The sequence below is a fragment of the Streptomyces sp. NBC_00876 genome, from assembly GCF_045207435.1.
GTDB lineage: Bacteria > Actinomycetota > Actinomycetes > Streptomycetales > Streptomycetaceae > Streptomyces.
Map to the genome: position 1 here is coordinate 2,879,380 of NZ_CP108800.1, position 26,746 is coordinate 2,906,125.

Below are 26,746 nucleotides of genomic sequence, written 5' to 3' on the forward strand. Positions count from 1 at the left end.
CGCCGTCTACTGACGGATACGCTGTACGCTTTCCGCCTACCGAGAGGAGCCCGTCTGTGGCCGGCCAGAAGAAGGACAGCGGCAAGGGTGACGGCAGGGGCGGCAGCGCGGGGCCGGACGCGACCCTCTGGCAGCGCCTGGAACAGCCGGCGGCCGCACCGCGCGCCTCGCTGACCCTGGAGCGGATCGGGGCCGTCGCGGTGGAGATCGCCGACGCGGAGGGCTTCGCCGCCGTCACCATGCGCAGGCTCGCCACGGACCTGGGCGTCGCCCCCATGGCCGCCTACCGCCACGTCTCCGGCAAGGACGACCTGTGGGCGCTGATGGCCGAGCGCGTAGCCACGGAGATGCGGATCCCCGACGAGGTGACCGGATGGCGCGAAGTGCTGCGCGCCTTCGGGCTGCTGACCCGGGACATGATGCTGCGGCACCCGTGGGTGGGGCAGTTGCCCACCCACCTCTTCGTCCTCACGCCCGGCCGGCTGGCCATCGCCGAACGGCAGCTGGCGGCGCTCGATGGACTCGGCCTCGACGAGGACTCGATGATGGTGGCGTTCCGTACTGTCAGCGCCTTCGCCCATGGCGCGGGACAGTCGGAGGTGGCATTGCGGGAGTGGACGAAGTCCGCGGGCTGGTCGTCCGGCGACGAGACGCGACTGGGCCTGGCACCGCAGATGATGTACCTGATGGACACCGGCCGCTATCCCACGTACAAGCGCTACGGGCTGCGGGCGACCCGCAAGGACGACGCGACGTGGGCGTTCGAGACGGGCCTGGACTGCGTACTGGACGGGATCGCCGCCCGGTTCGGCATCTGAGGGGGCCCGGCGCCCGGCTTCCTCCCCGTCGGCGTGCTCAGCATCACCCTGGACAGCCCCGGTGACCGCCGGGTAACTTTTAACCAAGGCTGAGCAAGCGCTTAGCCAAGTCGAGCGAAGCCGACCAGGGAGGCACCCCGTGCGCCGTACGGTATTCAACGAGGACCACGAGGCGTTCCGGGAGACCATCCGCGCCTTCATCGCGGCCGAGGTCGTGCCCGTGTACGAGGAGTGGTTCGCGACCGGCCAGGCGCCGCGCGACTTCTACCTGAAGCTCGGCGAGCTGGGCGTCTTCGGGATCAACGTGGACGAGGAGTACGACGGCGCGGGCATCGACTCGCACAAGTACGAGGCCGTCATCTACGAGGAGACCGCCCGCGCGGGCGTGTCCTTCGGCGGCTCCGGCGTGCACACCCTGCTCGGCCTGCCCTACATCAAGATGCTCGCCACCGACGAGCAGAAGAAGCGCTGGCTGCCGAAGTTCACCACCGGCGAGGAGATGTGGGCCCTCGCGATGACCGAGCCGGGCACCGGCTCCGACGTCGCGGGCATGAAGACCACCGCCAAGCTCTCCGAGGACGGCACGCACTACGTCCTCAACGGCGCCAAGACGTTCATCACCGGCGGCGTCCACGCCGACCGTGTGATCGTCTGCGCCCGCACCTCCGCCCCGCGCGAGGACGACCGCCGCTTCGGCATCTCCCTGTTCGCCGTCGACACCAAGTCCGAGGGCTACTCGGTCGGCCGCAAGCTCGACAAGCTGGGTCTGCGGGTCTCCGACACCGCCGAGCTGGCGTTCGTCGACGTGAAGGTCCCGGTCGAGGACCTCCTCGGCGAGGAGAACAAGGGCTTCGGCTACCTCGGCACCAACCTGGCCTCCGAGCGCTGGGGCATCGCCTTCGGCGCCTACGCGCAGGCCGCGGCCGCCGTCCGGTTCGCCAAGGAGTACGTCCAGGACCGCACCGTCTTCGGCAAGACCGTCGCCTCGTTCCAGAACACCAAATTCGAGCTGGCCGCCTGCCAGGCCGAGGTGGACGCGGCCCAGGCCGTCGCCGACCGCGCGCTGGAGGCCCTGGACGCCGGTGAGCTCACCGCCGCCGAGGCCGCCTCCGCGAAGCTGTTCTGCACCGAGGTCGCGCACCGCGTGATCGACCGCTGCCTCCAGCTGCACGGCGGCTACGGCTTCATGAACGAGTACCCGATCGCCCGCCTGTACGCGGACAACCGGGTCAACCGCATCTACGGCGGCACCAGCGAGGTCATGAAGTCGATCATCGCCAAGTCCATGGGTCTGTAGAGCGGCTACGTTCTCTCCATGAGCTCAGCACTTGATTCCCTGCTCGATCTGCTCGACCTGGAGCAGATCGAGCAGGACATCTTCCGGGGCACCAGCCGTTCGGCGATCGTGCCCCGCGTCTTCGGCGGACAGGTCGCGGCCCAGGCGCTCGTCGCCGCGGGCCGCACCGTCCCCGCGGACCGCACCGCCCACTCCCTGCACTCCTACTTCCTGCGGATGGGAGATCCGGGAGCGCCGATCGTCTACAGCGTCGACCGCATCCGGGACGGCCGCTCCTTCACCACCCGGCGGGTCGTCGCCGTCCAGCACGGGCAGCCGATCTTCCACCTCTCGGCGTCCTTCCAGACGTACGAGGAGGGCCTGGAGCACCAGGCGGACATGCCGGACGCGCCGGACCCGGACACGCTCCCCACGGCCGCCGAGATGCTGCCGCGGTACGCGGACCGGTTCAGCGACCCCGGTGTCGTGGACCGGCTGATCGAGGCGCGGGGCGCGGTCGACCTGAGGTACGTGGACGCCCCGCCCTTCGGCAGCGTCGGCGAACCGCGCGAGCCCCGCTCACAGGTGTGGTTCCGCACCAACGGCAAGCTGGCGGACGATCCGCTGCTGCACGTCTGCATGGCGACGTACGTCTCCGACATGACACTGCTCGACTCGGTGCTCCTGGCCCACGGGCGCGGCGGCTGGGCGGTCGGCGACGTGGTCGGGGCGAGCCTCGACCACGCGATGTGGTTCCACCGGCCCTTCCGGGCCGACGAATGGCTGCTGTACGACCAGGAGTCGCCGTCCGCGTCCGGCGGGCGCGGACTCGGCCAGGCCCGGATCTACACCCAGGACGGCCGGCTGGCGATCACCGTCATCCAGGAAGGTGTGGTCCGCGTCCCCCGAGGGGACTGAGCAGGCCGTACTCCGTCAATTCCGACATACTCCCCACCATGAGCGACGCGAATGCCGACGGTGCGCAAGCTGATGGTACGAAAGCTGATGGTGCGAAAGCTGATGGCGGGGAGCCCGGAGCGGACGGGTCCGGGGCAGCCGGGACCGGGGCAGCCGGGTCCGGGGCAGCGAGCGGTGGCGAGTCCACCTTCACCGTCATCGTCGCGGCCGTCGCCAACCTCGGCATCGCCGTGGCGAAGGCCGTCGCCGGGCTGATCAGCGGATCGAGCGCGATGCTCTCCGAGGCGGCCCACTCGGTCGCCGACACCGTCACCGAGGTGCTGCTGCTCACCGCGCTCAAGCGCAGCGAGAAACCCGCCGACGAGGAACACCCGCTGGGCTACGGCCCCGAGCGGTACATCTGGGCGATGCTCGCCTCCGTCGCCACGTTCGTCGGCGGCGCGGTCTTCTCGATCTACGACGGCGTCCACACCCTGGTCGAGGGCGAGGAACTCGGCGACCCTCTCGTCTCGTACATCGTGCTCGGCGTCGCCTTCCTGCTGGAGGGCTTCTCGCTGCGCACCGGGCTTCGGCAGGTTCGCAGCGAGGCCGGCCGGCTGGGCACTCCCGCCAAGCGATACTTCCGGCTCACCCCCGACACCGCGGTCAAGGCGGTCGTGATGGAGGACTCGGCGGCGCTGGTGGGCCTGCTGCTGGCCGCGGGCGGGCTGCTAGGCGGGCAGCTGTCGGGCTCCGGTGTCTGGGACGGGATCGCGTCCGTCCTGATCGGTGCGCTGCTCGTGTACGTGGCCTGGGTGCTCGGCCGGTCCAACGCCCAGCTGCTGATCGGCAGGCCGGTGTCGGCGGCGATGCGGGCGGGGGTGCGCGAGGAACTGCTCTCGGTGCCGCACATCATCGACGTACTGGAGCTGACGACGCTCATCCAGGGGCCGGCCGAGATCCTGATCGCCGCGAAGGTCGACTTCCGGGACGTGGCCAGCGCCGAGCAGGTCGAGTGGGCCTGCGAGGAGGCGGAGCAGCAGCTGCGGGAACGGTATCCGTCGATCCAGCGCGTGTACCTGGACCCGACGCCCGGCCTGGAGCAGCGGCGCCGGGCACGGGCGGCCGGGGGCAATCCGGCGTCCGGGTCCTGAGCAGGCCGCACGCCCGCTCGGAGCGGCCCGCCCCCTCGGAGCAGCACGCCCGCCCAGAGCAGCACGCCCGCTCAGAGCAGCCCGGCCGCGTCCAGCAGGTAGTCGGTCATCGGGTCGTAGAACCGAGGGTCCAGCACATGGTCGTCCAGCGGTACGGCCACCTGGAGGGTGCCCTCGGACTCCCCCAGGAACAGCGCCGGGTCGTTGCAGTCCGCGTAACCGATGGCGTCCAGTCCGCGCTGTGCCGCACACCCGGCCCAGCCGTGGTCGGCGACGACGAGGTCGGGCACGGGGCGGCCCTCCCGCTCCAGGCCGTCCAGGACCGCCGCCATCGGAGCCGGGGAGTGCGTGTGCCAGAGGGTCGCTCCGCGCTCCTGCACGGCGACGTCCGCGAACTGGAAGACCATGCCCTCGTCGGCCATCAGCCCCGACGGAATCCGCATGACCTCGCAGCCGGCCGCCCGCAGCGCGGCCGCCGTCTGCCGGTGCACGTCCAGCAGCCCGCCCGGGTGGCCGGTGGCGAACAGCACCCGCTCGGCTCCGTCGGCCGCCTTGCGCAGCCGCGCCGCGGCCCGGTCCAGGGCGTCGACGGTGAGCTCGGGATCGATGGTGTCCTGCCCGAACCGGTGCTCCGGGTCGTCGCTCACCCCGCACCGCTCGGCCATGACCGCCAGGACGTCCTGCTCGTCGCGCCACCGGTCGCCGAGCTCGAGTCCCAGCCAGAAGTAGCGGTCGCCGTTGGCGAGCTTGCGGTAGTGCGCGAGGTTGTTGTCGCGCGGGGTCGCGACGTCTCCCGCGATGTGGGTGCGGACGAGATGGTCGATGAGGGCGTCGCGGCTGGGTATCGGCATGAACCCATTGTGCCGTGGGGTGTGCGCAGTGTGCCGGTTGTATTAAACGCCGGGCGGCCCCGGCTGTCCGGCGCCGGACCGGTGGTTCCATGAGTGCGGCGGGCGGCCCGGCCGGGTCCCGGTCCTGAGCTGCCGCGACGCCCTCTCGGAAGTTGGGCGACCGTTCACCCCCGTGTGACCTGGAACTTCCCGCTCCACCCGGCAGCCAATGTCGAATAGGTCCAGACCACTTGAATCACGCCAACCCGGCATCCCGGTCCGCGATCGATGGCAATTGGTCTATACCTTTGGCGCTAGGGTGGGTCCCCAGATACCGGGACATGCACAGCCGTGGGGGGCTTTATGACCGTGCATCACTTGCCGCAACCTCCGTCCGACCAGGAGCTCTACTGGTACTTCGGGCCGCAGCGCCGCTGGGTACTGATCAGCTCCTCTCTCGCCTTCGTGCTCACGGCGGCGACGATGTTCACCTTCGCCCTGCGCACCCCGGCCCTGTGGGCCTTCCTGGCAGTGCTCTGCCTGAACGTCGTCGCGCTCGCGCTCTCATCGGTGAACAGCCTGCGCCAGCGCCGGCTGACCAGGCGCTCGCACGAGGTGCTCGTACACGCCTGGAATCCACCCGAACTGCCGTCCGTCGACCTGTACTTGCCCACCTGCGGAGAACCGCTTCCGGTCCTGGACAACGCATACCGGGCCGTCGCCGCCCTGGACTGGCCGGGCGCGCTGACCGTCTGGGTGCTGGACGACGCCGACAGCGCCGAAGTGGCCGCGCTGGCGGCCTCGTACGGATACCGCTACGTCGTCCGGCCCGACCGGGGGCACCTCAAGAAGGCGGGCAACCTCAATCACGCGCTCACCCTGAGCAGCGCGGAGCACATCGCCATCCTGGACGCCGACTTCGCGCCCAGGCCCGACTTCCTGCGCCACCTCGTGCCGTATCTCGCCGACCCCGGCGTCGGCATCGTGCAGAGCCCGCAGTGCTTCGACACCGACGAGGCGATGGACTGGATCCAGCGCGCCGCCGGATCGGCCCAGGAGTGGTTCTTCCGCTGGATCCAGCCGTCCCGGGACGCCAGCGACGCGGCCATCTGCTGCGGCAGCAACGCGGTCTACCGGCGCAGCGCCATCGATCTGGCCGGCGGCTTCGCCCGGCTCGACCACAGCGAGGACCTGTACACCGGACTCGCCCTGTACGAGCAGGGGTTCAGGACCCTGTACGTGCCGGTGCTGGTCGCCAAGGGGACCTCACCGGACAACCTCTCCTCGTATCTCAACCAGCAGTACCGCTGGGCCATGGGCAACCTGCACCTGATGGGGACCCCGGTGCTCAAGCGGATGGGCGCCCCGTGGCGGATGCGGCTCTGCTTCTACGAGGGCATCGTCGGCTATCTGACGACGGTGGTGAACACCTTCGCGGCCCCGCTGCCGCCGCTGGTGATGATGTTCTGGTACCCGGACCACATCCGGCCCTGGCACGTGCTGCCGCTGCTCGCGCCGCTGTGGCTCTGGCATGTGCTGCTGCCGCGGATCAGCCGGACCCGCTGGCGGATCGAGGTGATCAGGGCCAACGTCCTGACGAGCGTGGCCGCCGGGGCCGCCTTCCTGCACACCCTGCGCGGCCGTAGTGCGGCCTGGGTGCCGACGGGGGCCGGCGGCGGGAAGCCCGGCACGATGGCGCACCGGGTGGTGATCGTCTCGCTCGGCTGGCTCTGCTGCTCCACCGGGGCGGCCGCCGCCGGCCTCGCCCTGGCGGTGTCGCGCAACGGCTGGGAGCCCAACTGGGGGCTCGGCCTCTACCTGTTGGTGCAGCTCCAGATCAACGTCCCCCTGATCAGGGACCTGTTGACCGGGCTGCGTCCCGCGGCTCCCGCACGGCCCGCACGGCTCCGGCGGCCCTCGGTGCTGCCCAGGCGCTGGCCCGAAACCCTGGCCGTGACGGCCACGCTCCTGCTCACCGCCCTGCTCGCGTCCGGCTGGGTCGATCCCATGCTGCCCTGGCTGAGCTGAAAGGTCCTCGTAGCGATGCCCACCCTCGCCCCCTCCGGTCCGCGGACCGGAGGCAGCACCGTCCCCCGCCCGTCATCAGGCGGTCCCGCCGCCACGGGTTCCCGCCGTCTCCCCTTCCGCCCCGACATCGAGGGGCTGCGCGCGTTCGCGGTCCTCTCGGTCCTGGCCTTCCACGCGTCCGTGCCGGGGCTGGCCGGCGGGTTCACCGGCGTGGACGTCTTCTTCGTCATCTCCGGCTACCTGATCACCGGCCTGCTGGTGCGGGAGGCCGTCACCACCGGCCGGATCCGGCTCGGTGAGTTCTTCTCCCGCCGGGCCCGCCGGCTGCTGCCCTCGGCCGCCGTGGTGCTCGTCGCGGTCGCGGTGGCCGGGGCCTGGCTGACCGTCCCGCTGCGCCGTACCGATCTGGAGAACGACGTCGTGGCGGCGGCGCTGTCGGTGGCCAACTGGCGATTCGTCCAGCAGCGGACCGACTACCTGGCCGCGGGCCAGGGCGAGAGCCCGCTGCTGCACTTCTGGTCGCTGGCGGTGGAGGAGCAGTTCTATCTGTGCTGGGCCCCGCTGCTGGCCCTGCTCGCGCTCCTCACCGCACGGGCCGCCCGCCGGGGCCGCGCCCTGCGGCCCGTGGCGACCGCCGTCACCGCCGTGCTGACGCTCGCCACTTTCGCACTCTCGCTGCACTGGACGGGTGACTCCGTCTCGCTGGCCTACCTCGGAACGCCGTCGCGCGTCTGGCAGTTCGGCGCCGGCGCCCTGCTGGCGCTGCTGCCGTGGCATCTGCTGCGCGGGCCGCGCGCCCTGCGGCTGGTGTGCGGATGGGCGGGGGCGGCGGCCCTGGTGTGGTGCGTGCTGAGGTACGACTCCGGCACGCCGTATCCCGGGTACGCGGCGCTCGTCCCGACCCTGGCGACGGCCGCGGTGATCCTGGCCGGCATCCCCGGCCGCCGCCCGGACGGGCCGGCCCGCTACGGGGTGGGCCGGCTGCTGGGGCTGCGGGGTCCCCGGGCGGTCGGGCGGCTCTCCTACACGCTGTACCTCTGGCACTGGCCGGTGCTCGTTCTCGCCGAGGCCCGGTTCGGCGCCCTGGACTGGCCCGTCAGGACGGCGCTGACGCTGGCCTCGGCGCTGCCCGCCCTGGCCACCATGCGCTGGGTCGAGCGCCCGCTGCGGCACAGCCGTACGCTCTCCGAACTCCCGCGCCGCGGACTTTCGTTGGGCGTGGCCGCCATGGTCATTCCGGTGGTCCTGGCGCTCGTGGTGGGCACGACGACGCTGCAACTGCTGGGCCCGTCCACGCCGGTGGACGTGAAGGGGCTCCCGCCGGGGGCGGCCACGGGTCCCTCGCTGCTGACCCGGACCGGCACGCCGCTGAAGGACGGCCCCGTGGTGCCGAGTCCGGTCCAGGCGCGCAAGAGCTTCCCGCCGGACGGGGCGTGCGAGGTGGCGCCACCGGTGACGAGCAGCCCGCCCTGCCTGTTCGGGGCGGTGGACAGCCCCGACCGGATCGTCCTGCTCGGCGACTCGCACGCCGGCCAGTGGTTCTCCCCGGTGCTGAGCCTGGCGGCGAAGCGCGGCTGGGCGCTTCAGGAGCTCGTGAAGCAGGGCTGCCCACTGCCGGAACTCTCCGTGGTGAACCCGCAGTTGGGGCGTACGTACCACGAGTGCGACACCTGGCGGGCCGACAGCCTGGCGCGGCTGGCGAAGGGCCCTAAGCCCCGCATGATCGTGATCTCCTCGCTCAACCGCTACACCGACGACCAGCGCCTGCTGCTCAAGGGGTGGGAGCGGACGCTGAAGCCGCTGCGGGCGCTCGGGGTGCCGATCGTCCACATCGAGGACACCCCGGTGCCGGGCACCGACATCCCCGCGTGCGTCTCCGGTCACCTCACGGACCCGGAGGCCTGCGCCTTCGACCGGCCCGCCGCCCGGTGGCCCGATCCGCTGGCCGAGAAGGTCGCGGCCGGCGGGCTGCCGGGCGTACGGAACGTGCAGGTGAACTCGGTACTGTGCCCGGCCACCGGCCCGACGTGCCCCGCGGTCCTGGACCGGATCCTGCTCTACCGCGACGACGCCCATCTGACCGATGTGGCGGCCGTGGTGCTGGCTCCCCGGCTCGAACGGCTGCTCATGAGCACCGGCGCACCGGCGGCGCGCGGCTGGACCGAGCTGCTGCGCGAGGACTTCGACGGCCCGGCGGGCAGCCGGCCCGCCGCCTCCCGCTGGCTGTACGACCGCGGCACCTGCTACCCGGGCTGCCCGGCCCCGCAGTGGGGCACCGGGGAGATCGAGACGATGACGGACTCGACGGACAACGTCCGGCTGGACGGCAAGGGGGCCCTGGAGATCGTGCCCACCCGCCGCGGGGGGAAGTGGTACTCGGGCCGTATCGAGTCCCGGCGCTCCGACTTCGCAGCGCCGCCCGGCGGCATCCTGCGGATCGAGGCGTCGATCGCCCTGCCGGAGGTCACGGGTGCGAAGGCGGGCGGCTACTGGCCGGCCTTCTGGACCCTGGGGGCCGGGCTGCGCGACGGCTACACGGGCTGGCCGGCCATCGGTGAGATCGACGTCATGGAGTCGGTCAACGGCCGGGACGCCGTCTTCGGCACCCTGCACTGCGGCACGGCGGACGGCGGCCCCTGCAAGGAGCCGATGGGGCTCACCTCGCCCCGGCAGAAGTGCTCCGGCTGCCGCGTCGCGTTCCACTCGTACGCCGTGGAGCTCGACACCGCGCCCGGCGCCGAGGAACTGCGCTGGTATCTGGACGGCCGGGTGTACCACCGGGTGAAGGCGTCCGCCATGGACGCGGCCACCTGGGAGCGGGCGCTGAAGCGGGGCCAGTTCCTGATCCTGAACGTGGCGATGGGCGGCGCGCTGCCGTCGGCCGACGGTGCCACCGCGGGCCCCGCCACCGAGGCCGGGCACCCGATGCGGGTGGCGCGGGTCACCGTCTCCTCCCGGGAGGCGGCCGGCTCCTGACCCTGCCCGCCGCGGCGGTGGCTCAGACGGTCCCCGCCGCGGCGAAGGCGCCCCGCGCCAGCCGGTGCAGCAGCGCCGCGGTGTCCGCGCGGCCGGGCAGTGCGCCGGGGCGGCCGAGATGGGGAGTCGAGTTCAGCAGGCCGAAGACGGCGTGGACGGTGGCGCGGGCCTCGTGCTCGGGGAGCTGCGGGTAGAGGTCACGGACCACGGCGACCCACACCTCGACGTACTCGCGCTGGAGCCGGCGCACCCGCTTGCGGTCGGTGTCCCGCAGGCGGTCCAGCTCGCGGTCGTGCAGGGTGATCAGAGGGCGGTCGTCGAGGGCGAAGTCGATGTGGCCCTCGATGAGCGCGTCCAGGAGCGCCTCGGGCGATCCGTCGGCGGAGGCGGCGTCCTCGGAGACCCGCAGCTGCCCGCCGGCCAGCAGCCGTTCACTGATGCCGACGAGCAGTTCGGCGAGCATCGCGTCCTTGCCGGGGAAGTGCCGGTAGAGGCCGGGGCCGCTGATGCCGACGGCGGCGCCTATCTCGTCGACGCCGACGCCGTGGAAGCCGCGCTCGGCAAAGAGGCGGGCGGCCTCCTTGAGGATCTGCTCGCGGCGGGTGGGGGCCGCTACGCGGGCGGCGGCTCGGGTGCTCATGTGAGTCATTCTAGACAGGCGCGTTAGCGGTCGTTAACCTATGAAGGACGTTAACGCTCATTAACCACCTCACCCGTCACCGATCGCGGGGAGGTCGTCACACTGCGGTACGGGCAAGGGGGCTCGACACGATGCAGCAGGCACCGGTGCTGGCGAGCGCGGCCGATCCCGCCTCGGAGGCCTGGCAGGCCAACGAGGCGGCGCATCACGCGCTCGCCGACGAGCTGCGCAAGCGGCTCGCCACGGCCAGGCTCGGCGGGGGTGAGAAGGCCCGCGCCCGGCATGTGGCACGCGGCAAGCTGCTGCCCCGGGAGCGGGTGGACACCCTGCTCGACGCGGGCTCGCCCTTCCTGGAGCTGGCCCCGCTGGCGGCCGAGGGGCTGTACGGGGGCGCGGCACCGGCCGCCGGGGTGATCGCCGGGATCGGCCGGGTCAGCGGCCGTGAGTGCGTGATCGTCGCCAATGACGCGACCGTCAAGGGCGGCACGTACTACCCGATGACCGTGAAGAAGCACCTGCGGGCCCAGGAGGTGGCGCTGGAGAACCGGCTGCCGTGTCTGTACCTGGTGGACTCGGGCGGCGCCTTCCTGCCGATGCAGGACGAGGTGTTCCCGGACCGTGAGCACTTCGGGCGGATCTTCTACAACCAGGCCCGGATGTCCGGGGCCGGCATCCCGCAGATCGCGGCGGTGCTGGGGTCCTGCACGGCGGGCGGGGCGTACGTCCCCGCGATGAGCGACGAGGCCGTGATCGTCCGGAACCAGGGCACGATCTTCCTGGGCGGGCCCCCGCTGGTGAAGGCCGCGACCGGCGAGGTCGTGACGGCGGAGGAGCTGGGCGGCGGCGAGGTCCACTCCCGTACGTCCGGGGTCACCGACCACCTCGCGGAGGACGACGCACACGCACTGCGGATCGTGCGCAACATCGTGGCCACCCTGCCGGACCGGGGCGCGCTGCCCTGGTCCGTACAGCAGGCCGACGAGCCGAAGGTCGATCCCGCCGGTCTGTACGGGGCCGTGCCCGTCGACTCGCGCACCCCGTACGACGTGCGGGAGGTGATCGCCCGGGTCGTCGACGGCTCGCGGTTCGCGGAGTTCAAGGCGGAGTACGGGACGACGCTGATCACCGGCTTCGCGCACATCCACGGCCACCCGGTCGGCATCGTCGCCAACAACGGCATCCTGTTCTCCGAGTCCGCCCAGAAGGGCGCGCACTTCATCGAGCTGTGCGACCAGCGCGGCATCCCGCTCGTCTTCCTCCAGAACATCTCCGGCTTCATGGTCGGCCGCGACTACGAGGCCGGCGGCATCGCCAAGCACGGCGCCAAGATGGTCACCGCCGTCGCCTGCACCCGGGTGCCGAAGCTGACCGTGGTGGTCGGCGGTTCCTACGGCGCGGGCAACTACTCCATGTGCGGCCGGGCCTACAGCCCCCGCTTCCTGTGGATGTGGCCCAACGCGAAGATCTCCGTCATGGGCGGCGAGCAGGCCGCGTCCGTCCTCGCCACGGTCAAGCGCGACCAGCTGGGCGACGACTGGAGCGCCGAGGACGAGGAGTCCTTCAAGGCCCCGATCCGCGAGCAGTACGAGACCCAGGGCAACGCGTACTACGCCACCGCCCGGCTCTGGGACGACGGCGTGATCGACCCGCTGGAGACCCGGCAGGTGCTGGGGCTCGCCCTGACCGCGTGCGCCAACGCCCCGTTGGGCGACGCCGGCTTCGGCGTCTTCCGGATGTGAGGAACTGATGACGATGTTCGACACGGTTCTCGTCGCCAACCGCGGCGAGATCGCGGTCCGGGTCATCCGGACCCTGCGCGAGCTGGGGGTGCGCTCGGTCGCCGTCTTCAGCGACGCGGACGCCGACGCCCGGCACGTACGGGAGGCGGATACGGCGGTACGGATCGGCCCCGCCCCGGCAGCCGAGAGCTACCTCCGCGTGGACCGGCTGCTGGAGGCGGCCCGCCGCACGGGCGCGCAGGCCGTCCACCCCGGCTACGGATTCCTCGCCGAGAACGCGGGCTTCGCGCAGGCGTGCGCGGACGCGGGGCTGGTCTTCATCGGGCCGAGCGCCGCCGCCATCTCGCTGATGGGCGACAAGATCCGGGCCAAGGAGACGGTCGCCGCGGCCGGCGTCCCCGTAGTGCCCGGCTCGACCGGCAGCGAGCTGACCGACGGCCAACTGGCGGACGCCGCCCATGAGATCGGCATGCCGGTGCTGCTGAAGCCCTCGGCGGGCGGCGGCGGCAAGGGCATGCGGCTGGTGCGCGACGCGGTGCTGCTCGCGGACGAGATCGCGGCGGCCCGGCGCGAGGCGCGCGCCTCCTTCGGCGACGACACCCTGCTGGTGGAGCGGTGGATCGACCGGCCGCGCCACATCGAGATCCAGGTACTGGCGGACGGCCACGGCAACGTGGTGCACCTCGGCGAGCGCGAGTGCTCGCTCCAGCGCCGCCACCAGAAGATCATCGAGGAGGCGCCGTCCGTCCTGCTCGACGAGAAGACGCGCGCGGCGATGGGCGAGGCTGCCGTCCAGGCCGCCCGCTCCTGCGGGTATGTCGGCGCGGGCACGGTGGAGTTCATCGTCCCGGGCAACGACCCGGCGTCGTACTACTTCATGGAGATGAACACCCGCCTCCAGGTCGAGCACCCGGTGACCGAGCTGATCACCGGCCTCGACCTGGTGGAGTGGCAGCTGCGGGTCGCGGCGGGCGAGCAACTCCCGTACGCGCAAGCCGACATCACCCTCACCGGGCACGCGGTCGAGGCCCGGATCTGCGCCGAGGACCCGGCACGCGGCTTCCTGCCCTCGGGCGGCGCCGTGCTGGCGCTGCACGAGCCGCAGGGCGGCGGCGTGCGGACGGACTCGGGGCTCGCCGAGGGCGGCGAGGTCGGCAGCCTGTACGACCCGATGCTGTCCAAGGTGATCGCGTACGGCCCCGACCGGGCGACGGCGCTGCGCCGGCTGCGGGCGGCTCTCGCTGACACGGTGGTCCTCGGCGTCCCCACCAACGCGGGCTTCCTGCGCCGGCTGCTCGGCCACCCGGCCGTGGTGGCGGGCGAGCTGGACACCGGCCTGGTGGAGCGCGAGGTGGACGCACTGGTCCCGGACGGCGTGCCGGAGGAGGTGTACGCGGCCGCGGCGCTGCTGCGGCAGCGCTCCCCCGAGGCCGCTCCCGCCGGGGCCTGGGCCGACCCGTTCTCGGCCGGTGACGGCTGGCGCCTCGGCGGCACCCCGGCCCGGACGGTGCGCCACTTCCGCATTCCCGGTCACGACCCGGTCCAGGTGGGTCTGCGGCCGTGCGGCGCGGGCGTGGAGCTGACGTTCGGCCATGTCGGCGAGGGTGCGCGGCCACCGGCCCCCGCGTCGGGCGCCTGCGGTCCGCTGGGTCCGCTGCCGGGCGGCGCGGAGACGGCCAGGACGCTGTCCGCCGGAGACGGCCGCATCGTGCTCGAACTGGCCGGCGTCACCCACGCGTTCGCGTACGCCGCGTCCCCGGAGGGCCACTGGCTCGGCCGGGACGGCGACACCTGGCACGTCCGGGACCACGACCCGGTGGAGGCGGCGCTGACCGGCGCCTCCCGCTCCGGGGCGGACACACTCGCAGCGCCCATGCCCGGAACCGTCACCGTGGTGAAGGTGGCCGTCGGGGACGAGGTCGTGGCCGGGCAGAGCCTCCTCGTCGTGGAGGCGATGAAGATGGAGCACGTCATCTCCGCCCCGCACGCAGGCACCGTGACCGAACTCGACGTCACCGCCGGGACGACGGTGGCCATGGACCAGGTACTGGCCGTGGTCACCCCCGTGGCCGCCGGGGAGGAAGCATGACGACCACCGACCGCGCCCTGCCCATGACCGTGGCAGCCCCTGACCTGCCCGCCCGGGTCCGTATCCACGAGGTCGGGGCCCGCGACGGGCTGCAGAACGAGAAGGCGGTGGTCCCTACCGAGGTGAAGGCGGAGTTCATCCGCCGGCTCGCGGTCGCGGGTCTGTCCACGATCGAGGCGACGAGCTTCGTCCATCCCAAGTGGGTGCCCCAACTCGCCGACGCCGAGCAGCTGTTCCCGATGCTCGGCGACATAGGGGACGTGGGGGACGTGGCGCTCCCGGTCCTCGTGCCGAACGAGCGGGGGCTGGACCGGGCGCTGGCGCTCGGGGCCCGCCGGATCGCCGTCTTCGGCTCCGCGACGGAGACGTTCGCCGCTCGCAACCTCAACCGCACGATCGACGAGTCGCTCGCCATGTTCGAGCCCGTCGTGGCCCGCGCCAAGGCGGACAAGGTGCATGTGCGCGGCTATCTGTCGATGTGCTTCGGCGACCCGTGGGAGGGGCCCGTCCCCGTCCACCAGGTCGTCCGGGTCGCGAAGGCGCTGATGGACCTCGGCTGCGACGAGCTCTCGCTCGGCGACACGATCGGGGTCGCGACGCCCGGCCACGTACAGGCGCTGCTGTCCCGGCTGAACGAGGAAGGCGTGCACACCGACACGATCGGGGTGCACTTCCACGACACCTACGGGCAGGCCCTGTCCAACACCCTGGCAGCCCTCCAGCACGGCGTGTCCACCGTGGACGCGTCAGCGGGCGGCCTCGGCGGCTGCCCCTACGCGAAGAGCGCGACCGGAAATCTCGCCACCGAGGATCTCGTGTGGATGCTCGACGGCCTCGGCATCGAAACCGGGGTCGACCTCGACGCGCTCACCGCCACCAGCGTGTGGCTCGCCGAACAACTGGGCCGACCCAGCCCGTCCCGCACCGTCCGTGCCCTCTCCCACAAGGAGCAGTGATTTCCCGATGTCCCTGGACCACCGGCTGACCGCCGAACATGAGGAACTGCGCCGCACCGTCGAGGCGTTCGCGCACGACGTGGTCGCACCGAAGATCGGTGACTTCTACGAGCGCCACGAGTTCCCGTACGAGATCGTGCGCGAGATGGGGCGGATGGGCCTGTTCGGGCTGCCGTTCCCGGAGGAGTACGGCGGGATGGGCGGCGACTACCTCGCGCTCGGGATCGCGCTGGAGGAGCTGGCCCGGGTCGACTCCTCGGTGGCGATCACCCTGGAGGCCGGGGTCTCGCTGGGTGCGATGCCGGTGTTCCGCTTCGGTACGGAGGAGCAGAAGCGGCAGTGGCTGCCGAGGCTCTGCGCGGGCGAGGCGCTCGGCGCGTTCGGCCTGACCGAGCCGGACGGCGGCTCCGACGCGGGCGGCACCCGGACGACGGCGGTGCTGGACGAGGCCAGAGACGAGTGGGTGATCAACGGCTCCAAGTGCTTCATCACCAACTCCGGCACGGACATCACCGAGTTGGTGACGGTCACGGCGGTGACGGGCCGCAAGGAGGACGGCCGCCCCCGGATCTCCGCGATCATCGTCCCCTCCGGCACCCCCGGCTTCACGGTCGCCGCCCCGTACTCCAAGGTCGGCTGGAACGCCTCGGACACCCGCGAGCTCTCCTTCACCGACGTCCGCGTCCCGGCGTCGAACCTCCTGGGCGAGGAGGGCCGCGGCTACGCGCAGTTCCTGCGGATCCTGGACGAGGGCCGGATCGCCATCTCGGCACTGTCGACGGGCCTCGCGCAGGGCTGCGTGGACGAGTCGGTGAAGTACGCCGCCGAGCGGCACGCCTTCGGGAGGCCGATCGGCACCAACCAGGCGATCCAGTTCAAGATCGCCGACATGGAGATGCGGGCCCACATGGCCCGGATCGGCTGGCGGGACGCGGCGTCGCGGCTGCTGGCGGGTGAGCCGTTCAAGAAGGAGGCGGCGATCGCCAAGCTGTACTCCTCGACCGTCGCGGTGGACAACGCCCGCGAGGCGACCCAGATCCACGGCGGCTACGGCTTCATGAACGAGTACCCGGTGGCCCGGATGTGGCGCGACTCCAAGATCCTGGAGATCGGCGAGGGCACCAGCGAGGTCCAGCGGATGCTGATCGCCCGCGAGCTGGGGCTGCCGGCCTGAGACGGGGGACGACACGGGAGAGGCCGGGCGACGCCGGGCGCCGGGCCCGCCCCGCCCGTAGACCGGAAGCCCCCGACTGAACCTTCACTCTTCGCCCTCCGGAGCCACATAGTCGGGGCACAGCGAGTGCCCGCACTCGCACGGCGGCCGGCGAAGCGCGGCGCCGGGCAGGAGTACTTGCCGCACCGCCGCGCCCGCGCATATATACTGAGACGGAGAGTATATCAACCGCGCATCCGGGAGGCCCCCGTGTCCAAGACCCTCGTGGACGTCGACGATCAGATGCTCGCCTTCGCACAGCAGCAGCTCGGCACGTCCACCAAGCGGGAGACGATCAACCGCGCGCTGACGATAGCCGCAGCGGTCAGCGCGGACGACCGGGCGCGTGCGCTGCGATGGCTGCAGGACAACGCGGACCAGTTCCTGGACTTCGACGTCCTCGAGGAGCGGGAGCGGACCGGCCTGTGAGGTACCTCGCCGACACGTCCGCGGTCTGGCGCCTGCTCCGCAAGCAGGTCGGGGATCCATGGCCGCAACGCATCTCCCAGGGGCTCGTGTCCCTGTGTCCGCCCGTCGAGGCCGAACTCATGCGGGCTCTTCGGGCGGACCGCGATCACGAACCCTTCTTCACGATGCTCGGCCAGACCTTCGGCTGGGTACCGGCCCTCGAAGACCCCTGGCCGAGGATCATCGATGTCCAGCGCGAGCTGGTGCGGATCGGCCATCACCGGGGCCCTTCGCCCATCGACATCCTGATCGCCCTGACAGCGCGACAGCACCGGCTCACGGTGCTGCACGTGGATGACGACTTCGGCTCGATCGCCAAGGTGTGCCCCGACATCGCCATGGTGCGGCTCCGCCCCGTCGACGGCCGGGCCCCCGGACCGTGACCCACCACGCCGCAGCCCCCGATGCTGTGAGGGCACACCCCGTCTACGGCTCCGCCGCCTGGCTCGCGGTGGTGAATCCAGACCCGGCGGCGGAAGCGGCCACCTACGAGTCGCTCCGCGGCGCGTACGACCTCGCGCGGGCGCGTCACGAACGGCGTACCGGATCGAACGACGGGCCGGCGGCTACCGCGGACGACGACACGCAACGGCGGACAGCGGATATCCGGGAGCCCTGATGACAGTTGAGATCGTCTACGAGACGCACTCCACCACCACGGACAACGAGGCCGGCATCGCCACCGGCTGGTTGCCGGGGGAACTCTCGGACCTGGGCCGCCGCCAAGCCCGTGAACTGGGCGAGCGCCGGCCGGGCGACGGCTTCGCGGCCGTGTTCACCTCCGACCTGCGCCGCGCCGTCCAGACGGCCCGGACCGCGTACCCCGGCGGCGGGCTCCCGATCCACCAGGACGTCCGACTGCGTGAGTGCGACTACGGCGACCTCAACGGAACCCCTCGCCCGCACATCGCCGCCCGCCGCATCCAGCACATCGACGTCCCGTTTCCCGGCGGCCAGAGCTACCGTCAAGTCGTCGCGGCCACCCATGCCTTCCTTCGCGAGCTGGCCACCGGCCGGGACGGCAACAGAATCCTGGTGATCGCCCACTCGGCCAACCACTGGGCGCTGGAACACCTCCTCACGGGCACGCCGTTGGAGGACCTGCTCCAGGCGCCACCGGCCTGGCAGCCGGGGCGGCGGTACGAGCTGCCCGGCGACTGGCCCATCGCAGCCGGGTGACGGCCGGGTCCGCAATTCGTTCGACACCGGCAACCCCACCCCGGCAGTGTTCGTCCATGAAACCCCAGCACTGGCCCCTGTACGGGCTCCGCATCCGCACCCCGCGTCTGGAGCTGCGCCTCCCGGACCTGGAGCTGCTGGACGAGCTGGCCTCGGTCGCCGCCGACGGGGTGCACGCCCCGGACGCCATGCCGTTCACCGTGCCCTGGACCGACGCCTCGCCCGCCGGGCGCGGCCGGGCGGTGTTCCAGCACGTGCTGGCCTCCGTCGCCAACTGGTCCGAGCGGGAATGGTCGTTGAGCCTCGCGGTGCTGCACGAGGGCCGGGTGGTCGGGCGGCAGGACGTGATGGCGAAGGACTTCGCGGTGACCGGTGAGGTGAGCACCGGGTCCTGGCTGGGGCTCGCGTACCAGGGGCGGGGCATCGGCACCGAGATGCGGGGCGCCGCGCTCCATCTCGCCTTCGCAGGACTCGGGGCCCGTACGGCGGTCTCGTCCGCGATGACGGACAACCCGCGCTCGCTCGGCGTCTCGCGGCGGCTCGGCTACCTCCCGGACGGGCTGGAGACCGCCGCCCTGCGCGGCGCCTCCGTCACGCTGCAACGGCTGCGGCTGGAGCGCGAGCGGTGGGAGGAGCACCGGGCCGTCGATGTCACGGTGGAGGGGCTCGACGGGTGCCGTGCGCAGTTCGGCGGGTGAGACCGGCGGGTGGCGGAGCGCTGACCGGGCGGGCTCGGGCGGTCCGGCCGGTCAGCCGCACAGAAGGTTAGGCTAACCTTCCTTCGGACCGGCTCAAGGCCGGTCCCCGGCCCGTACGAAAGTGGAACCTGTCATGCGCACTGCCCGTCCGTCCCGCCCCACCCGCCGTGGCCTGCTGGCCATGGGCGGCGCCGTAGGTCTCGGCGCCGTGCTCGCCGCCTGCGGTGACAGCGACGGGAAGGACACGGGTTCCGGCGGCTCCAAGAGCGCGGACGCGGGGCCGTGGAGCTTCAAGGACGACCGGGGGAAGACCGCGGAGGCCAAGTCGGTCCCGAAGAACATCGTCGCCTTCACCGGTGTCGCCGCGGCCCTGCACGACTACGGCATCGAGGTGAAGGCCGTCTTCGGCCCGACGAAGACCAAGGACGGCAAGGCCGATGTGCAGGCCGGCGACCTGGACATCAGCAAGGTCGAGATCCTCGGCAACGTCTGGGGCGAGTTCAACGTCGAGAAGTACGCGGCGCTGGGCCCGCAGCTGCTGGTCACCGCGATGTGGGAGAAGGACGCCCTCTGGTACGTGCCGGACGAGTCGAGGGACAAGATCCTGAAGCTGGCCCCGAGCGTCGCCCTGTGGGCCGCCGAGACCACGATCCCCAAGGCGATCCAGCGCCACGAGGACCTCGCCGCCTCGCTCGGCGCCGACGTCGGGGCCGCGAAGGTCACCGCCGCGAAGACCCGCTTCGAGAAGGCCGCGGCCCGGCTGCGCGCCGCCGCGAAGTCCAAGCCGGACATCAAGGTCATGATCGGCTCGGCCAGCCAGGACCTCTTCTACGTCTCGCTCGCCAAGATGTCCGCCGACACCCTGTACTTCCAGGAGCTGGGCGTGAGGTTCGTCGGGCCGAAGGTGAACGCGGCGGGCTTCTTCGAGGAGCTGAGCTGGGAGAACGTCGACAAGTACCAGGCCGACATCATCATGATGGACAACCGGTCCTCCGCCCTGCAGCCCGACGCCCTGACGTCCAAGCCGACCTGGACGCAGCTGCCCGCCGTCAGGGCCGGCCAGGTCGTCCCGCGCACCACCGAGCCGATCTACAGCTACGACAAGTGCGCGCCGGTCCTCGAGGACCTCGCGAAGGCCATCGAGGACGCCAGGAAGGTCGCCTGACGAAGCCGAGCCCGTCCGGCGGTCGAGGACACGTCCGGCAGCCCGTCCGGCGGTCGAGGGCGCTACGCCCCCGACCGCCGGACGGCCCCGCTCAGGTCACCCCGCCGAAGCCGGCTCCGCCGGCCACGGCACCTGGGGCGACCGGTAGTAGTCGATCCCCTGCGCGGTGAACCGCGGCCCGAGCGCCGCCAGCCGCAGCTTGTACGTGTCCCAGTCGTGCGTGGCGGCCGGGGACCAGCCCAGTTCCGCCGCCCCGGGCAGCCGCGGGAACGCCATCACGTCGATGTCGTCGCTGTCGGTCAGCGTCTCCGACCAGATCGGCGCCTCGACGCCCAGCACCGCGTCCGGCGGGGTGTCGGCGAGGTAGGTCGCCGGGTCCCAGTCGTAACTGCGCTGCACCTCGACCAGACCGGCCCACTTCAGGCCCAGTTCGGTCTGCTCGTTGTACTTCATGTCGAGGTACACCCGGTCCGCCGGCGACAGCACGAGCCTGGTGCCGTTCTTCGCGGCGTCCGCCACCTTCTGCCGGTCCGCGGCGCTCGTCTTGTCGTAGCCCCAGTACTGGGCGACGGCACCCTTGACCGGCGTGGCCCCGGTGAGCTGGTGCCAGCCCATCACGGTCTTGCCGTACTTGCCGACGACGGCCTGCGCCTGCTCCATGATCCGGGCGTAGTCCTCGTGGCTGGTGGAGTGCGCCTCGTCCCCGCCGATGTGGATGTACTTGCCGGGGGTCAGTTCGGCCACTTCACGGATGACGTCGTCGATGAAGTCGTACGTGACGTCCTTGGCCGCGCACAGCGAGCTGAAACCGACCTTGGTGCCCGTGTAGAGCGGGGGCGCGACGCCGTCGCAGTTCAGCTCGGCGTAGGAGGCGAGGGCGGCGTTGGTGTGGCCGGGCAGGTCGATCTCCGGCACCACCTCCAGGTAGCGGGAGGCCGCGTACCGCACGATCTCCTTGTACTCGCTCTTGGTGTAGTAGCCGCCGGGGCCGCCGCCGACCTCCGTCGAGCCGCCGTACGTGGCCAGCCGCGGCCAGGAGTCGACGGCGATCCGCCAGCCCTGGTCGTCGGAGAGGTGGAGATGGAACTTGTTCATCTTGTACAGCGCGACCTGGTCGATGTAGCGCTTGACCTCGGTGACCGAGAAGAAGTGCCGCGAGACGTCGAGCATCGCGCCCCGGTAGGCGTAGCGCGGCGCGTCGGTGAGGCTGCCGCCCACGACGCTCCAGGGCCCCTTCTGGAGGCTGCCCGCCTCCACTTGGGCCGGCAGCAGCTGACGCAGCGTCTGGACGCCGTGGAAGAGCCCTGCCGGCTTGCGGGCGGTGATGGTGACGGAGCCGTGCCCGGACGTCAGGGTGTAGCCCTCCGCCCCCAGCTTGGGGTCGCGGGTGCTCAGCCGGAGCCGGATGCCGTCGCCGCCCTCCCGGTCGGTGACCGGCAGCGCGTACCCGGTGGAGGGCCGCAGCACGCCCGCCAGGTACTCGCCGATCCTGCGGACCTCGCCGGACGCGCCGTCGACCCGGATCCGGGTGGCGCCGGTGATGGAGTACGGGGATCCGCCCGGCCTGACCGAGGCGGGGGCGGGCACGATCTGGCCGAGCGGCCGGGGCGCCCCGGTGACCGAGCGGCTGTCGGCCGCCGATGCCACGGGGGCCGCGCATGCGGTGGAGACGCCGGCCGCTGTGACGAGAAGCAGCGAGCCGAGAATCCGGGGTAGAGCACGGGGAAGAGCACTGCGCTGCGCCGTGTGCAGTCTCACAAGCCGGGTCCCTTTCTACGGGTCACACCTTCTGGGTTCTCCTGACCATGCGAACCGTCGCCATGCGTACCGTGCGCCTCACGGATGGTCAAGGTGTAGACCACTTACCCGTGTTGACCGCGCCGGAACATGGCCGTGGATGCGGGTCGTACGGCCGAATTCATCCCGTCGGCCCCCGGCTGCCCCGGCCTCCCCGGCCCCACACGCCCCACGCGCCTCACCCCGGAATCACTCCCGACACCCATCCGGACCGAAAATGGGAGCCGATTGACTCCATCCTTGCCCGATATCGGGCAGAATTGTTGCGCTCGGCCTCCTTCCCCCGCAATATCGACGAGTGCTCGAACGCCGCTCGTCGTACGACGACCTCATTGACCACCTGGTGCGCAGCACCGCGCTCCAGCGCGGCGAGGCAGCCCGGGTGATCCTCGACGTGCTCGCCTACTTCGACGAGACGGCCGAGGCCTTCGTCCGCCGCCGCCACCGCGAACTGCAGTCCGGCGGCCTGGTGAACACGGAGATCTTCGAACGGATCGCGGCCGAACTGCCGCACCGGGCGGTCGCGCCGCCGGAGCTCTCGCTCCGCCAGCTGCGCCGCATCGTCTACGGCTGAGACCGGCCCGCGGCCGGGCACCCGCTTACTTGTACTTACCTGTACGTCGATGGAGGGGCAGAGACTCTATGTGCGGAATCGTCGGTTATATCGGAAAGCGTGACGTGGCCCCGCTGCTGCTGGAGGGCCTGCAGCGGCTGGAGTACCGGGGTTACGACTCCGCGGGCATCGTCATCACCGGAAAGCCGGCGGCCGGCAAGCCCGCCGCGCTGAAGATGGTCAAGGCCAAGGGCCGGGTCCGCGAGCTGGAGGCCCGGGTCCCCAAGCGGTTCACCGGCACGACCGGCATCGCCCACACCCGCTGGGCCACCCACGGCGCCCCGAGCGACGAGAACGCCCACCCGCACCTGGACGCCGGCAACAAGGTCGCCGTGGTCCACAACGGGATCATCGACAACGCCTCCGAGCTGCGCACCCGGCTCGTCGCCGAGGGCGTCGTCTTCCTCTCCGAGACCGACACCGAGGTGCTCGTCCACCTGATCGCCCGGTCGGATGCGGACACCCTGGAGGAGAAGGTCCGCGAGGCGCTGAAGTCCGTCGAGGGCACGTACGGCATCGCCGTCATGCACGCCGACTTCAACGACCGCATCGTCGTCGCCCGCAACGGCTCCCCGGTCGTCCTCGGCATCGGCGAGAAGGAGATGTTCGTCGCCTCCGACGTCGCGGCCCTGGTCGCGCACACCCGCCAGATCGTCACCCTGGACGACGGCGAGATGGCCACCCTCAAGGCCGACGACTTCCGCACGTACACCACCGAGGGCTCGACCACGACGGCCACGCCCACCACGGTGGAGTGGGAGGCCGAGTCGTACGACATGGGCGGCCACGACACGTACATGCACAAGGAGATCTCCGAGCAGGCCGACGCCGTGGACCGCGTGCTGCGCGGCCGCATCGACGACCGCTTCTCCACCGTGCACCTGGGCGGGCTGAACCTGGACGCCCGCGAGGCCCGCGGGGTCCGCCGGATCAAGATCCTGGGCTGCGGCACCTCGTACCACGCGGGCATGATCGGAGCCGGCCTCATCGAGGAGCTGGCCCGCATCCCCGCGGACGCGGAGCCCGCGTCCGAGTTCCGCTACCGCAACCCGGTCGTGGACCCCGACACCCTGTACGTCGCCGTCTCCCAGTCCGGTGAGACGTACGACGTGCTGGCCGCGGTCCAGGAGCTCAAGCGCAAGGGCGCACGCGTCCTCGGCGTCGTGAACGTCGTCGGCTCGGCGATCGCCCGCGAGGCCGACGGCGGCATGTACGTCCACGCGGGCCCCGAGGTCTGTGTCGTCTCCACCAAGTGCTTCACCAACACCGTGGTCGCCTTCGCACTGCTCGCCCTGCACCTGGGCCGCATCCGTGACCTGTCGGTCTCCGACGGCAAGCGGATCATCGAGGGGCTGCGCAAGCTGCCCGAGCAGATCGGCCGGATCCTCGAGTCGGAGGACGAGATCAAGAAGCTGGCCCAGGAGTACGCGGGCGCGCAGTCGATGATGTTCATCGGCCGGGTTCGGGGCTACCCCGTCGCGCTGGAGGCCTCCCTGAAGCTCAAGGAGATCTCCTACATCCACGCCGAGGCCTATCCCGCCTCCGAGCTGAAGCACGGCCCGCTCGCGCTCATCGAGCCGGCGCTCCCCACGGTCGCGATCGTCCCGGACGACGACCTGCTGGAGAAGAACCGCGCCGCACTGGAGGAGATCAAGGCCCGCAGCGGCCGCATCCTCGCCGTGGCGCACCGCGAGCAGGAGAAGGCCGACCACACCATCCTCGTACCGAAGAACGAGAACGAGCTGGACCCGATCCTGATGGGCATCCCGCTCCAGCTCTTCGCCTACCACACGGCACTGGCCATGGGCCGGGACATCGACAAGCCGCGCAACCTGGCGAAGTCGGTCACCGTCGAGTAGTCACAGCACCCCCGCATACGGCGAGAGCGGCTCCGCACCCCCACTTGGTGGGTGCGGGGCCGCTCTCCCGTGCGGGCCGGTGCCGCCCCGGACCGGCCCGGGCCGCTGCCTCAGCCGGTGGCCGTCACTCCTCGGCCGGCAGCACGCTTCGGCACCGCGGTCGGCCAGTGGGCCAGCGCCGCCGTCGCCGTGTACCAGGCGGCGAGGCCCGCCGCGGCGGCGAACCAACCACCCGCCTTGCCCAGGCCGCCGCTGTCGGCGAACTGCCCGACGCCCAGGAGCAGCAGCGCCACGAACAGCAGCCCGTACATCCCCTGTCCGAGCAGACCGCGGCCGGCCGCGCCGAGGGTCAGCGTGAGCGCGAACAGGGCCCAGAGCAGCAGGAAAAGCCCTGCCGCGTGGTCGGAGACCTTGGCGTCGGCGCCGGTGCCCCAGGTGAACCAGAAGGCGCCGAGTCCGGCGAAGGCCGTCCCGGTGAATCCGTTGCCCGCGCGGAACTCCAGGAGTCCGGCGACGAACAGGGCGATACCGCCGACATACAGCGCGAGCGAGACGGCATCGGCCGCCGTCACCCCGTCCACGGCCCCGGTGCGGCCGATCCCGAATGCCAACAGCGTGAGTCCCAGGGCGAGATGGCCGAGGGTGGAGGTGCTGGTGTTTCCCGCAGAGACGTCGTTGTCCACGGCGGGCTCCCTTCGCATGCAATCGTGCTGTTCCCAGTGACGCCTATGTACCCTTCACAAGCGCACAATCCACCCTCTACGGGTCGGTAGCATCGCGCTTTCGGCCGTTTTCACAGGCGAGTTGACGCCACGTCGACCCAATGACTGAAATGTCCCGAAGATTCGGATGCGAATTCGGATGGGGTCGTGGATCCGGGAAGGGTTACGGCCCCGCGGCGGCCACGGCTCCGCGGGAACCACAGCTCCTGGGGAAATACGGCTCCGCGGGAGCTACGGGATGACGACGACGGGGCGCTGGGCGCGTCGCGCCAGCCGGCCCGCGACCGAGCCGAAGATCCGGCCGACGATCCCGTGGGTGGTGCCCACGACGATCGCGTCGGCCGAGTACTCCCGGCCGACCTCCTCGAGCTCGTGGCAGATGTCCCCGCCGCGCTCGACCAGCACCCAGGGAATCTCGGCGAGGTAGTCCGCGCAGGCGAGCTCCAGGCCGAGGACCTCGGTGCGGTGGTCGGGCACATCCACGAAGACGGGCGGCTCGCAGCCCGCCCAGACCGTGGTCGGCAGCCGGTTGGCGACATGGACGATGATCAGCCCGGAGCCCGTACGCCGGGACATGCCGATGGCATAGGCCAGGGCCCGCTCGCTGGAGGTCGAGCCGTCGAAGCCGACGACGACCCCATGGCGGAAGGCGGGATCGCAGGAATGCTGCGTTTCTTCGGCCGCCTGCGGGTCCGACACGGGGTCGGCTACCTGCTTGCGGTCCGCGGGTTCGGGGATTTCGTGACCGGCCATCGGTGTCTCGGCGAGAGAGTCCTCGTAAGGAGAGCGACTTGGGGAAACTGCGTCAGCGGGCGGTATTGCGGTGTCCGGGAATCATCTTCCCAACCCCTTACCCCCAAGGGTACGGCGCCACTCCTCCACTGCCCAGAGCGCGCAAAGCGCGTGCGACGTTTCACGGAGCATGCCCGAGACCGCCCCCTTATGGCAATGCCGGATGGGCGGTACACCGACGTCACGGGCCCCCGGACGGCCGCATCCGGTGACCGGCGGGAGCCCGGTCCGTTAGCCACGTGACCGCGCCCCCGCACACCGTCCGCGGGGTCCGCGGCCCGCGCAGTACCGACCGCAGCGCCACCGAGCCGCTCCAGGGAGCACGCCGTGCCCGCACCCGATCCGTCCACCCGCCCGGAACCGACCGCGCAGCCGGCGACCGATGTGATCCGGTGGGCGGTATTCGGCTGCCTGCTGGTGCCGGTCGTCCTCCTCGCCCACGGCGACTCCGCCGGCGGGGCCGCGACGGTCGCACTCGGCCTCACCGCCGTCACCGTGGCCTGCCGCGTACTGCTGCGCCGGTCCTCGCGCACCGCCGCCCGGACGTCCGAGGGGGCGCACAGGGGCGGCCGGGCCTCACGGGTTGTGCGCCGGTAGAACGACTGATTCCCGTACGCGCGACCGTACATTTTCAGCCAACTTCAGGTCCCGGTCGATTCCTTGTCGAATTGGCCGATCAACCCCCTTGCCAGCAGGCAGGAAGAGACCGGGCGGTACGCTTCTGCCCAATGGGGACGGGCCATGAACGCCAGGCGCACTTCCCTGCACGACTCACGAGTGAAACGCTTCGTGATCGAACGCTTCCCGCCAGGTTGCCTTGTCGACATAAAGCCGGTT

The 26,746-nt window shown here is 71.5% G+C and carries 24 protein-coding genes; 19 read left to right on the forward strand and 5 right to left on the reverse strand.

Annotated features, from left to right (window positions below; translation table 11 throughout):
* Positions 1–56 precede the first annotated feature (56 nt).
* The 4 genes from OG782_RS12560 (at position 57) to OG782_RS12575 (ending at position 4,145) form a co-directional block, all read left to right on the forward strand.
* Positions 57–818: a TetR/AcrR family transcriptional regulator gene (locus OG782_RS12560; protein ID WP_406450318.1), complete on the forward strand. Its 762-nt coding sequence runs from the start codon at positions 57–59 to the stop codon at positions 816–818.
* A gap of 139 nt (positions 819–957) precedes the next feature.
* The gene (locus tag OG782_RS12565) at positions 958–2,115 is read left to right on the forward strand and encodes an acyl-CoA dehydrogenase family protein (RefSeq protein WP_406450320.1); all 1,158 of its coding nucleotides are present in this window, start codon (positions 958–960) and stop codon (positions 2,113–2,115) included.
* An 18-nt stretch (positions 2,116–2,133) separates the two neighbouring features.
* Complete coding sequence (locus OG782_RS12570) at positions 2,134–3,012, forward strand: acyl-CoA thioesterase (RefSeq protein ID WP_406450322.1); 879 nt, start codon at positions 2,134–2,136, stop codon at positions 3,010–3,012.
* A 38-nt stretch (positions 3,013–3,050) separates the two neighbouring features.
* Positions 3,051–4,145 (forward strand): cation diffusion facilitator family transporter, encoded by a 1,095-nt coding sequence (locus OG782_RS12575; protein WP_406450324.1) that lies wholly within the window; start codon positions 3,051–3,053, stop codon positions 4,143–4,145.
* 71 nt (positions 4,146–4,216) lie between these two features.
* Here OG782_RS12575 and OG782_RS12580 read toward each other — a convergent pair whose 3' ends face one another.
* Positions 4,217–4,996 (reverse strand): phosphatase, encoded by a 780-nt coding sequence (locus OG782_RS12580; RefSeq protein WP_406450326.1) that lies wholly within the window; start codon positions 4,994–4,996, stop codon positions 4,217–4,219.
* A gap of 342 nt (positions 4,997–5,338) precedes the next feature.
* On the opposite strand from OG782_RS12580, the gene OG782_RS12585 reads away from it, so the two are divergent.
* Positions 5,339–7,003 carry a glycosyltransferase family 2 protein gene (locus OG782_RS12585; RefSeq protein ID WP_406450328.1) on the forward strand — a complete coding sequence of 555 codons (1,665 nt, stop codon included), beginning with the start codon at positions 5,339–5,341 and terminating at the stop codon, positions 7,001–7,003.
* A gap of 15 nt (positions 7,004–7,018) precedes the next feature.
* Complete coding sequence (locus OG782_RS12590; protein WP_406450330.1) at positions 7,019–9,979, forward strand: acyltransferase family protein; 2,961 nt, start codon at positions 7,019–7,021, stop codon at positions 9,977–9,979.
* 22 nt (positions 9,980–10,001) lie between these two features.
* On the opposite strand, the gene OG782_RS12595 is transcribed toward OG782_RS12590, so the two are convergent.
* Positions 10,002–10,619: a TetR/AcrR family transcriptional regulator gene (locus tag OG782_RS12595; protein WP_406450332.1), complete on the reverse strand. Its 618-nt coding sequence runs from the start codon at positions 10,617–10,619 to the stop codon at positions 10,002–10,004.
* Positions 10,620–10,750: 131 nt separating this feature from the next.
* Between OG782_RS12595 and OG782_RS12600 the strand changes: the two genes are divergently transcribed.
* From OG782_RS12600 to OG782_RS12645, 10 genes are all read left to right on the forward strand, one after another.
* Positions 10,751–12,358, forward strand: coding sequence for a carboxyl transferase domain-containing protein (locus OG782_RS12600; protein ID WP_406450334.1), 1,608 nt, complete (start codon positions 10,751–10,753; stop codon positions 12,356–12,358).
* Between the two features lie 13 nt (positions 12,359–12,371).
* Entirely contained in the window at positions 12,372–14,447 is a 2,076-nt protein-coding gene (locus OG782_RS12605) for an acetyl/propionyl/methylcrotonyl-CoA carboxylase subunit alpha (protein ID WP_406459026.1), read from the forward strand.
* Positions 14,444–15,403, forward strand: coding sequence for a hydroxymethylglutaryl-CoA lyase (locus OG782_RS12610; protein WP_406450336.1), 960 nt, complete (start codon positions 14,444–14,446; stop codon positions 15,401–15,403). The genes OG782_RS12605 and OG782_RS12610 overlap by 4 nt, the downstream gene beginning before the upstream one ends.
* A 7-nt stretch (positions 15,404–15,410) precedes the next feature.
* Positions 15,411–16,577, forward strand: coding sequence for an acyl-CoA dehydrogenase family protein (locus OG782_RS12615; RefSeq protein WP_406450338.1), 1,167 nt, complete (start codon positions 15,411–15,413; stop codon positions 16,575–16,577).
* A gap of 249 nt (positions 16,578–16,826) precedes the next feature.
* A complete protein-coding gene (locus OG782_RS12620) occupies positions 16,827–17,045 on the forward strand; it encodes a type II toxin-antitoxin system VapB family antitoxin (RefSeq protein ID WP_371773050.1) in 219 nt (72 codons plus the stop codon).
* On the forward strand, positions 17,042–17,467 hold the full coding sequence (locus OG782_RS12625) for a PIN domain nuclease (RefSeq protein ID WP_406450340.1): 426 nt from the start codon (positions 17,042–17,044) through the stop codon (positions 17,465–17,467). The genes OG782_RS12620 and OG782_RS12625 overlap by 4 nt, the downstream gene beginning before the upstream one ends.
* A 26-nt stretch (positions 17,468–17,493) precedes the next feature.
* On the forward strand, positions 17,494–17,703 hold the full coding sequence (locus tag OG782_RS12630) for a DUF6194 family protein (protein ID WP_406450342.1): 210 nt from the start codon (positions 17,494–17,496) through the stop codon (positions 17,701–17,703).
* Positions 17,703–18,263 carry a histidine phosphatase family protein gene (locus tag OG782_RS12635; protein ID WP_406450344.1) on the forward strand — a complete coding sequence of 187 codons (561 nt, stop codon included), beginning with the start codon at positions 17,703–17,705 and terminating at the stop codon, positions 18,261–18,263. The genes OG782_RS12630 and OG782_RS12635 overlap by 1 nt, the downstream gene beginning before the upstream one ends.
* A gap of 56 nt (positions 18,264–18,319) precedes the next feature.
* Positions 18,320–18,961, forward strand: coding sequence for a GNAT family N-acetyltransferase (locus OG782_RS12640; protein WP_406450346.1), 642 nt, complete (start codon positions 18,320–18,322; stop codon positions 18,959–18,961).
* Between the two features lie 181 nt (positions 18,962–19,142).
* Positions 19,143–20,126: an ABC transporter substrate-binding protein gene (locus tag OG782_RS12645; protein WP_406459028.1), complete on the forward strand. Its 984-nt coding sequence runs from the start codon at positions 19,143–19,145 to the stop codon at positions 20,124–20,126.
* Between the two features lie 96 nt (positions 20,127–20,222).
* On the opposite strand, the gene OG782_RS12650 is transcribed toward OG782_RS12645, so the two are convergent.
* Positions 20,223–21,884: a beta-N-acetylhexosaminidase gene (locus OG782_RS12650; protein WP_406450348.1), complete on the reverse strand. Its 1,662-nt coding sequence runs from the start codon at positions 21,882–21,884 to the stop codon at positions 20,223–20,225.
* A gap of 337 nt (positions 21,885–22,221) precedes the next feature.
* Here OG782_RS12650 and OG782_RS12655 point away from each other — a divergent pair, with 337 nt between their 5' ends.
* Positions 22,222–22,497, forward strand: a complete 276-nt coding sequence (locus OG782_RS12655) for a hypothetical protein (RefSeq protein ID WP_406450350.1) — start codon at positions 22,222–22,224, stop codon at positions 22,495–22,497.
* 68 nt (positions 22,498–22,565) lie between these two features.
* Entirely contained in the window at positions 22,566–24,395 is a 1,830-nt protein-coding gene (gene glmS / locus OG782_RS12660) for a glutamine--fructose-6-phosphate transaminase (isomerizing) (RefSeq protein ID WP_406450352.1), read from the forward strand.
* Between the two features lie 110 nt (positions 24,396–24,505).
* On the opposite strand, the gene OG782_RS12665 is transcribed toward glmS, so the two are convergent.
* Positions 24,506–25,078 carry an acetate uptake transporter gene (locus OG782_RS12665; RefSeq protein ID WP_406450354.1) on the reverse strand — a complete coding sequence of 191 codons (573 nt, stop codon included), beginning with the start codon at positions 25,076–25,078 and terminating at the stop codon, positions 24,506–24,508.
* A 270-nt stretch (positions 25,079–25,348) separates the two neighbouring features.
* Positions 25,349–25,870 carry a universal stress protein gene (locus OG782_RS12670; RefSeq protein WP_406450356.1) on the reverse strand — a complete coding sequence of 174 codons (522 nt, stop codon included), beginning with the start codon at positions 25,868–25,870 and terminating at the stop codon, positions 25,349–25,351.
* Between the two features lie 366 nt (positions 25,871–26,236).
* Here OG782_RS12670 and OG782_RS12675 point away from each other — a divergent pair, with 366 nt between their 5' ends.
* A complete protein-coding gene (locus OG782_RS12675) occupies positions 26,237–26,506 on the forward strand; it encodes a hypothetical protein (RefSeq protein WP_406450358.1) in 270 nt (89 codons plus the stop codon).
* Positions 26,507–26,746: the final 240 nt, after the last annotated feature.

Excerpts from the sequence above, each read along its gene's own strand:
- OG782_RS12595 (WP_406450332.1), bottom strand. The coding sequence starts at position 10,619 with ATGAGCACCCGAGCCGCCGCCCGCGTAGCGGCCCCCACCCGCCGCGAG.
- OG782_RS12645 (WP_406459028.1), top strand. The coding sequence starts at position 19,143 with ATGGGCGGCGCCGTAGGTCTCGGCGCCGTGCTCGCCGCCTGCGGTGAC.
- OG782_RS12590 (WP_406450330.1), top strand. The coding sequence starts at position 7,019 with ATGCCCACCCTCGCCCCCTCCGGTCCGCGGACCGGAGGCAGCACCGTC.
- OG782_RS12670 (WP_406450356.1), bottom strand. The coding sequence starts at position 25,870 with ATGGCCGGTCACGAAATCCCCGAACCCGCGGACCGCAAGCAGGTAGCC.
- OG782_RS12615 (WP_406450338.1), top strand. The coding sequence starts at position 15,411 with ATGTCCCTGGACCACCGGCTGACCGCCGAACATGAGGAACTGCGCCGC.
- OG782_RS12635 (WP_406450344.1), top strand. The coding sequence starts at position 17,703 with ATGACAGTTGAGATCGTCTACGAGACGCACTCCACCACCACGGACAAC.
- OG782_RS12605 (WP_406459026.1), top strand. The coding sequence starts at position 12,372 with ATGTTCGACACGGTTCTCGTCGCCAACCGCGGCGAGATCGCGGTCCGG.
- OG782_RS12575 (WP_406450324.1), top strand. The coding sequence starts at position 3,051 with ATGAGCGACGCGAATGCCGACGGTGCGCAAGCTGATGGTACGAAAGCT.
- OG782_RS12585 (WP_406450328.1), top strand. The coding sequence starts at position 5,339 with ATGACCGTGCATCACTTGCCGCAACCTCCGTCCGACCAGGAGCTCTAC.
- OG782_RS12600 (WP_406450334.1), top strand. The coding sequence starts at position 10,751 with ATGCAGCAGGCACCGGTGCTGGCGAGCGCGGCCGATCCCGCCTCGGAG.
- OG782_RS12580 (WP_406450326.1), bottom strand. The coding sequence starts at position 4,996 with ATGCCGATACCCAGCCGCGACGCCCTCATCGACCATCTCGTCCGCACC.
- glmS (WP_406450352.1), top strand. The coding sequence starts at position 22,566 with ATGTGCGGAATCGTCGGTTATATCGGAAAGCGTGACGTGGCCCCGCTG.
- OG782_RS12570 (WP_406450322.1), top strand. The coding sequence starts at position 2,134 with ATGAGCTCAGCACTTGATTCCCTGCTCGATCTGCTCGACCTGGAGCAG.
- OG782_RS12640 (WP_406450346.1), top strand. The coding sequence starts at position 18,320 with ATGAAACCCCAGCACTGGCCCCTGTACGGGCTCCGCATCCGCACCCCG.
- OG782_RS12610 (WP_406450336.1), top strand. The coding sequence starts at position 14,444 with ATGACGACCACCGACCGCGCCCTGCCCATGACCGTGGCAGCCCCTGAC.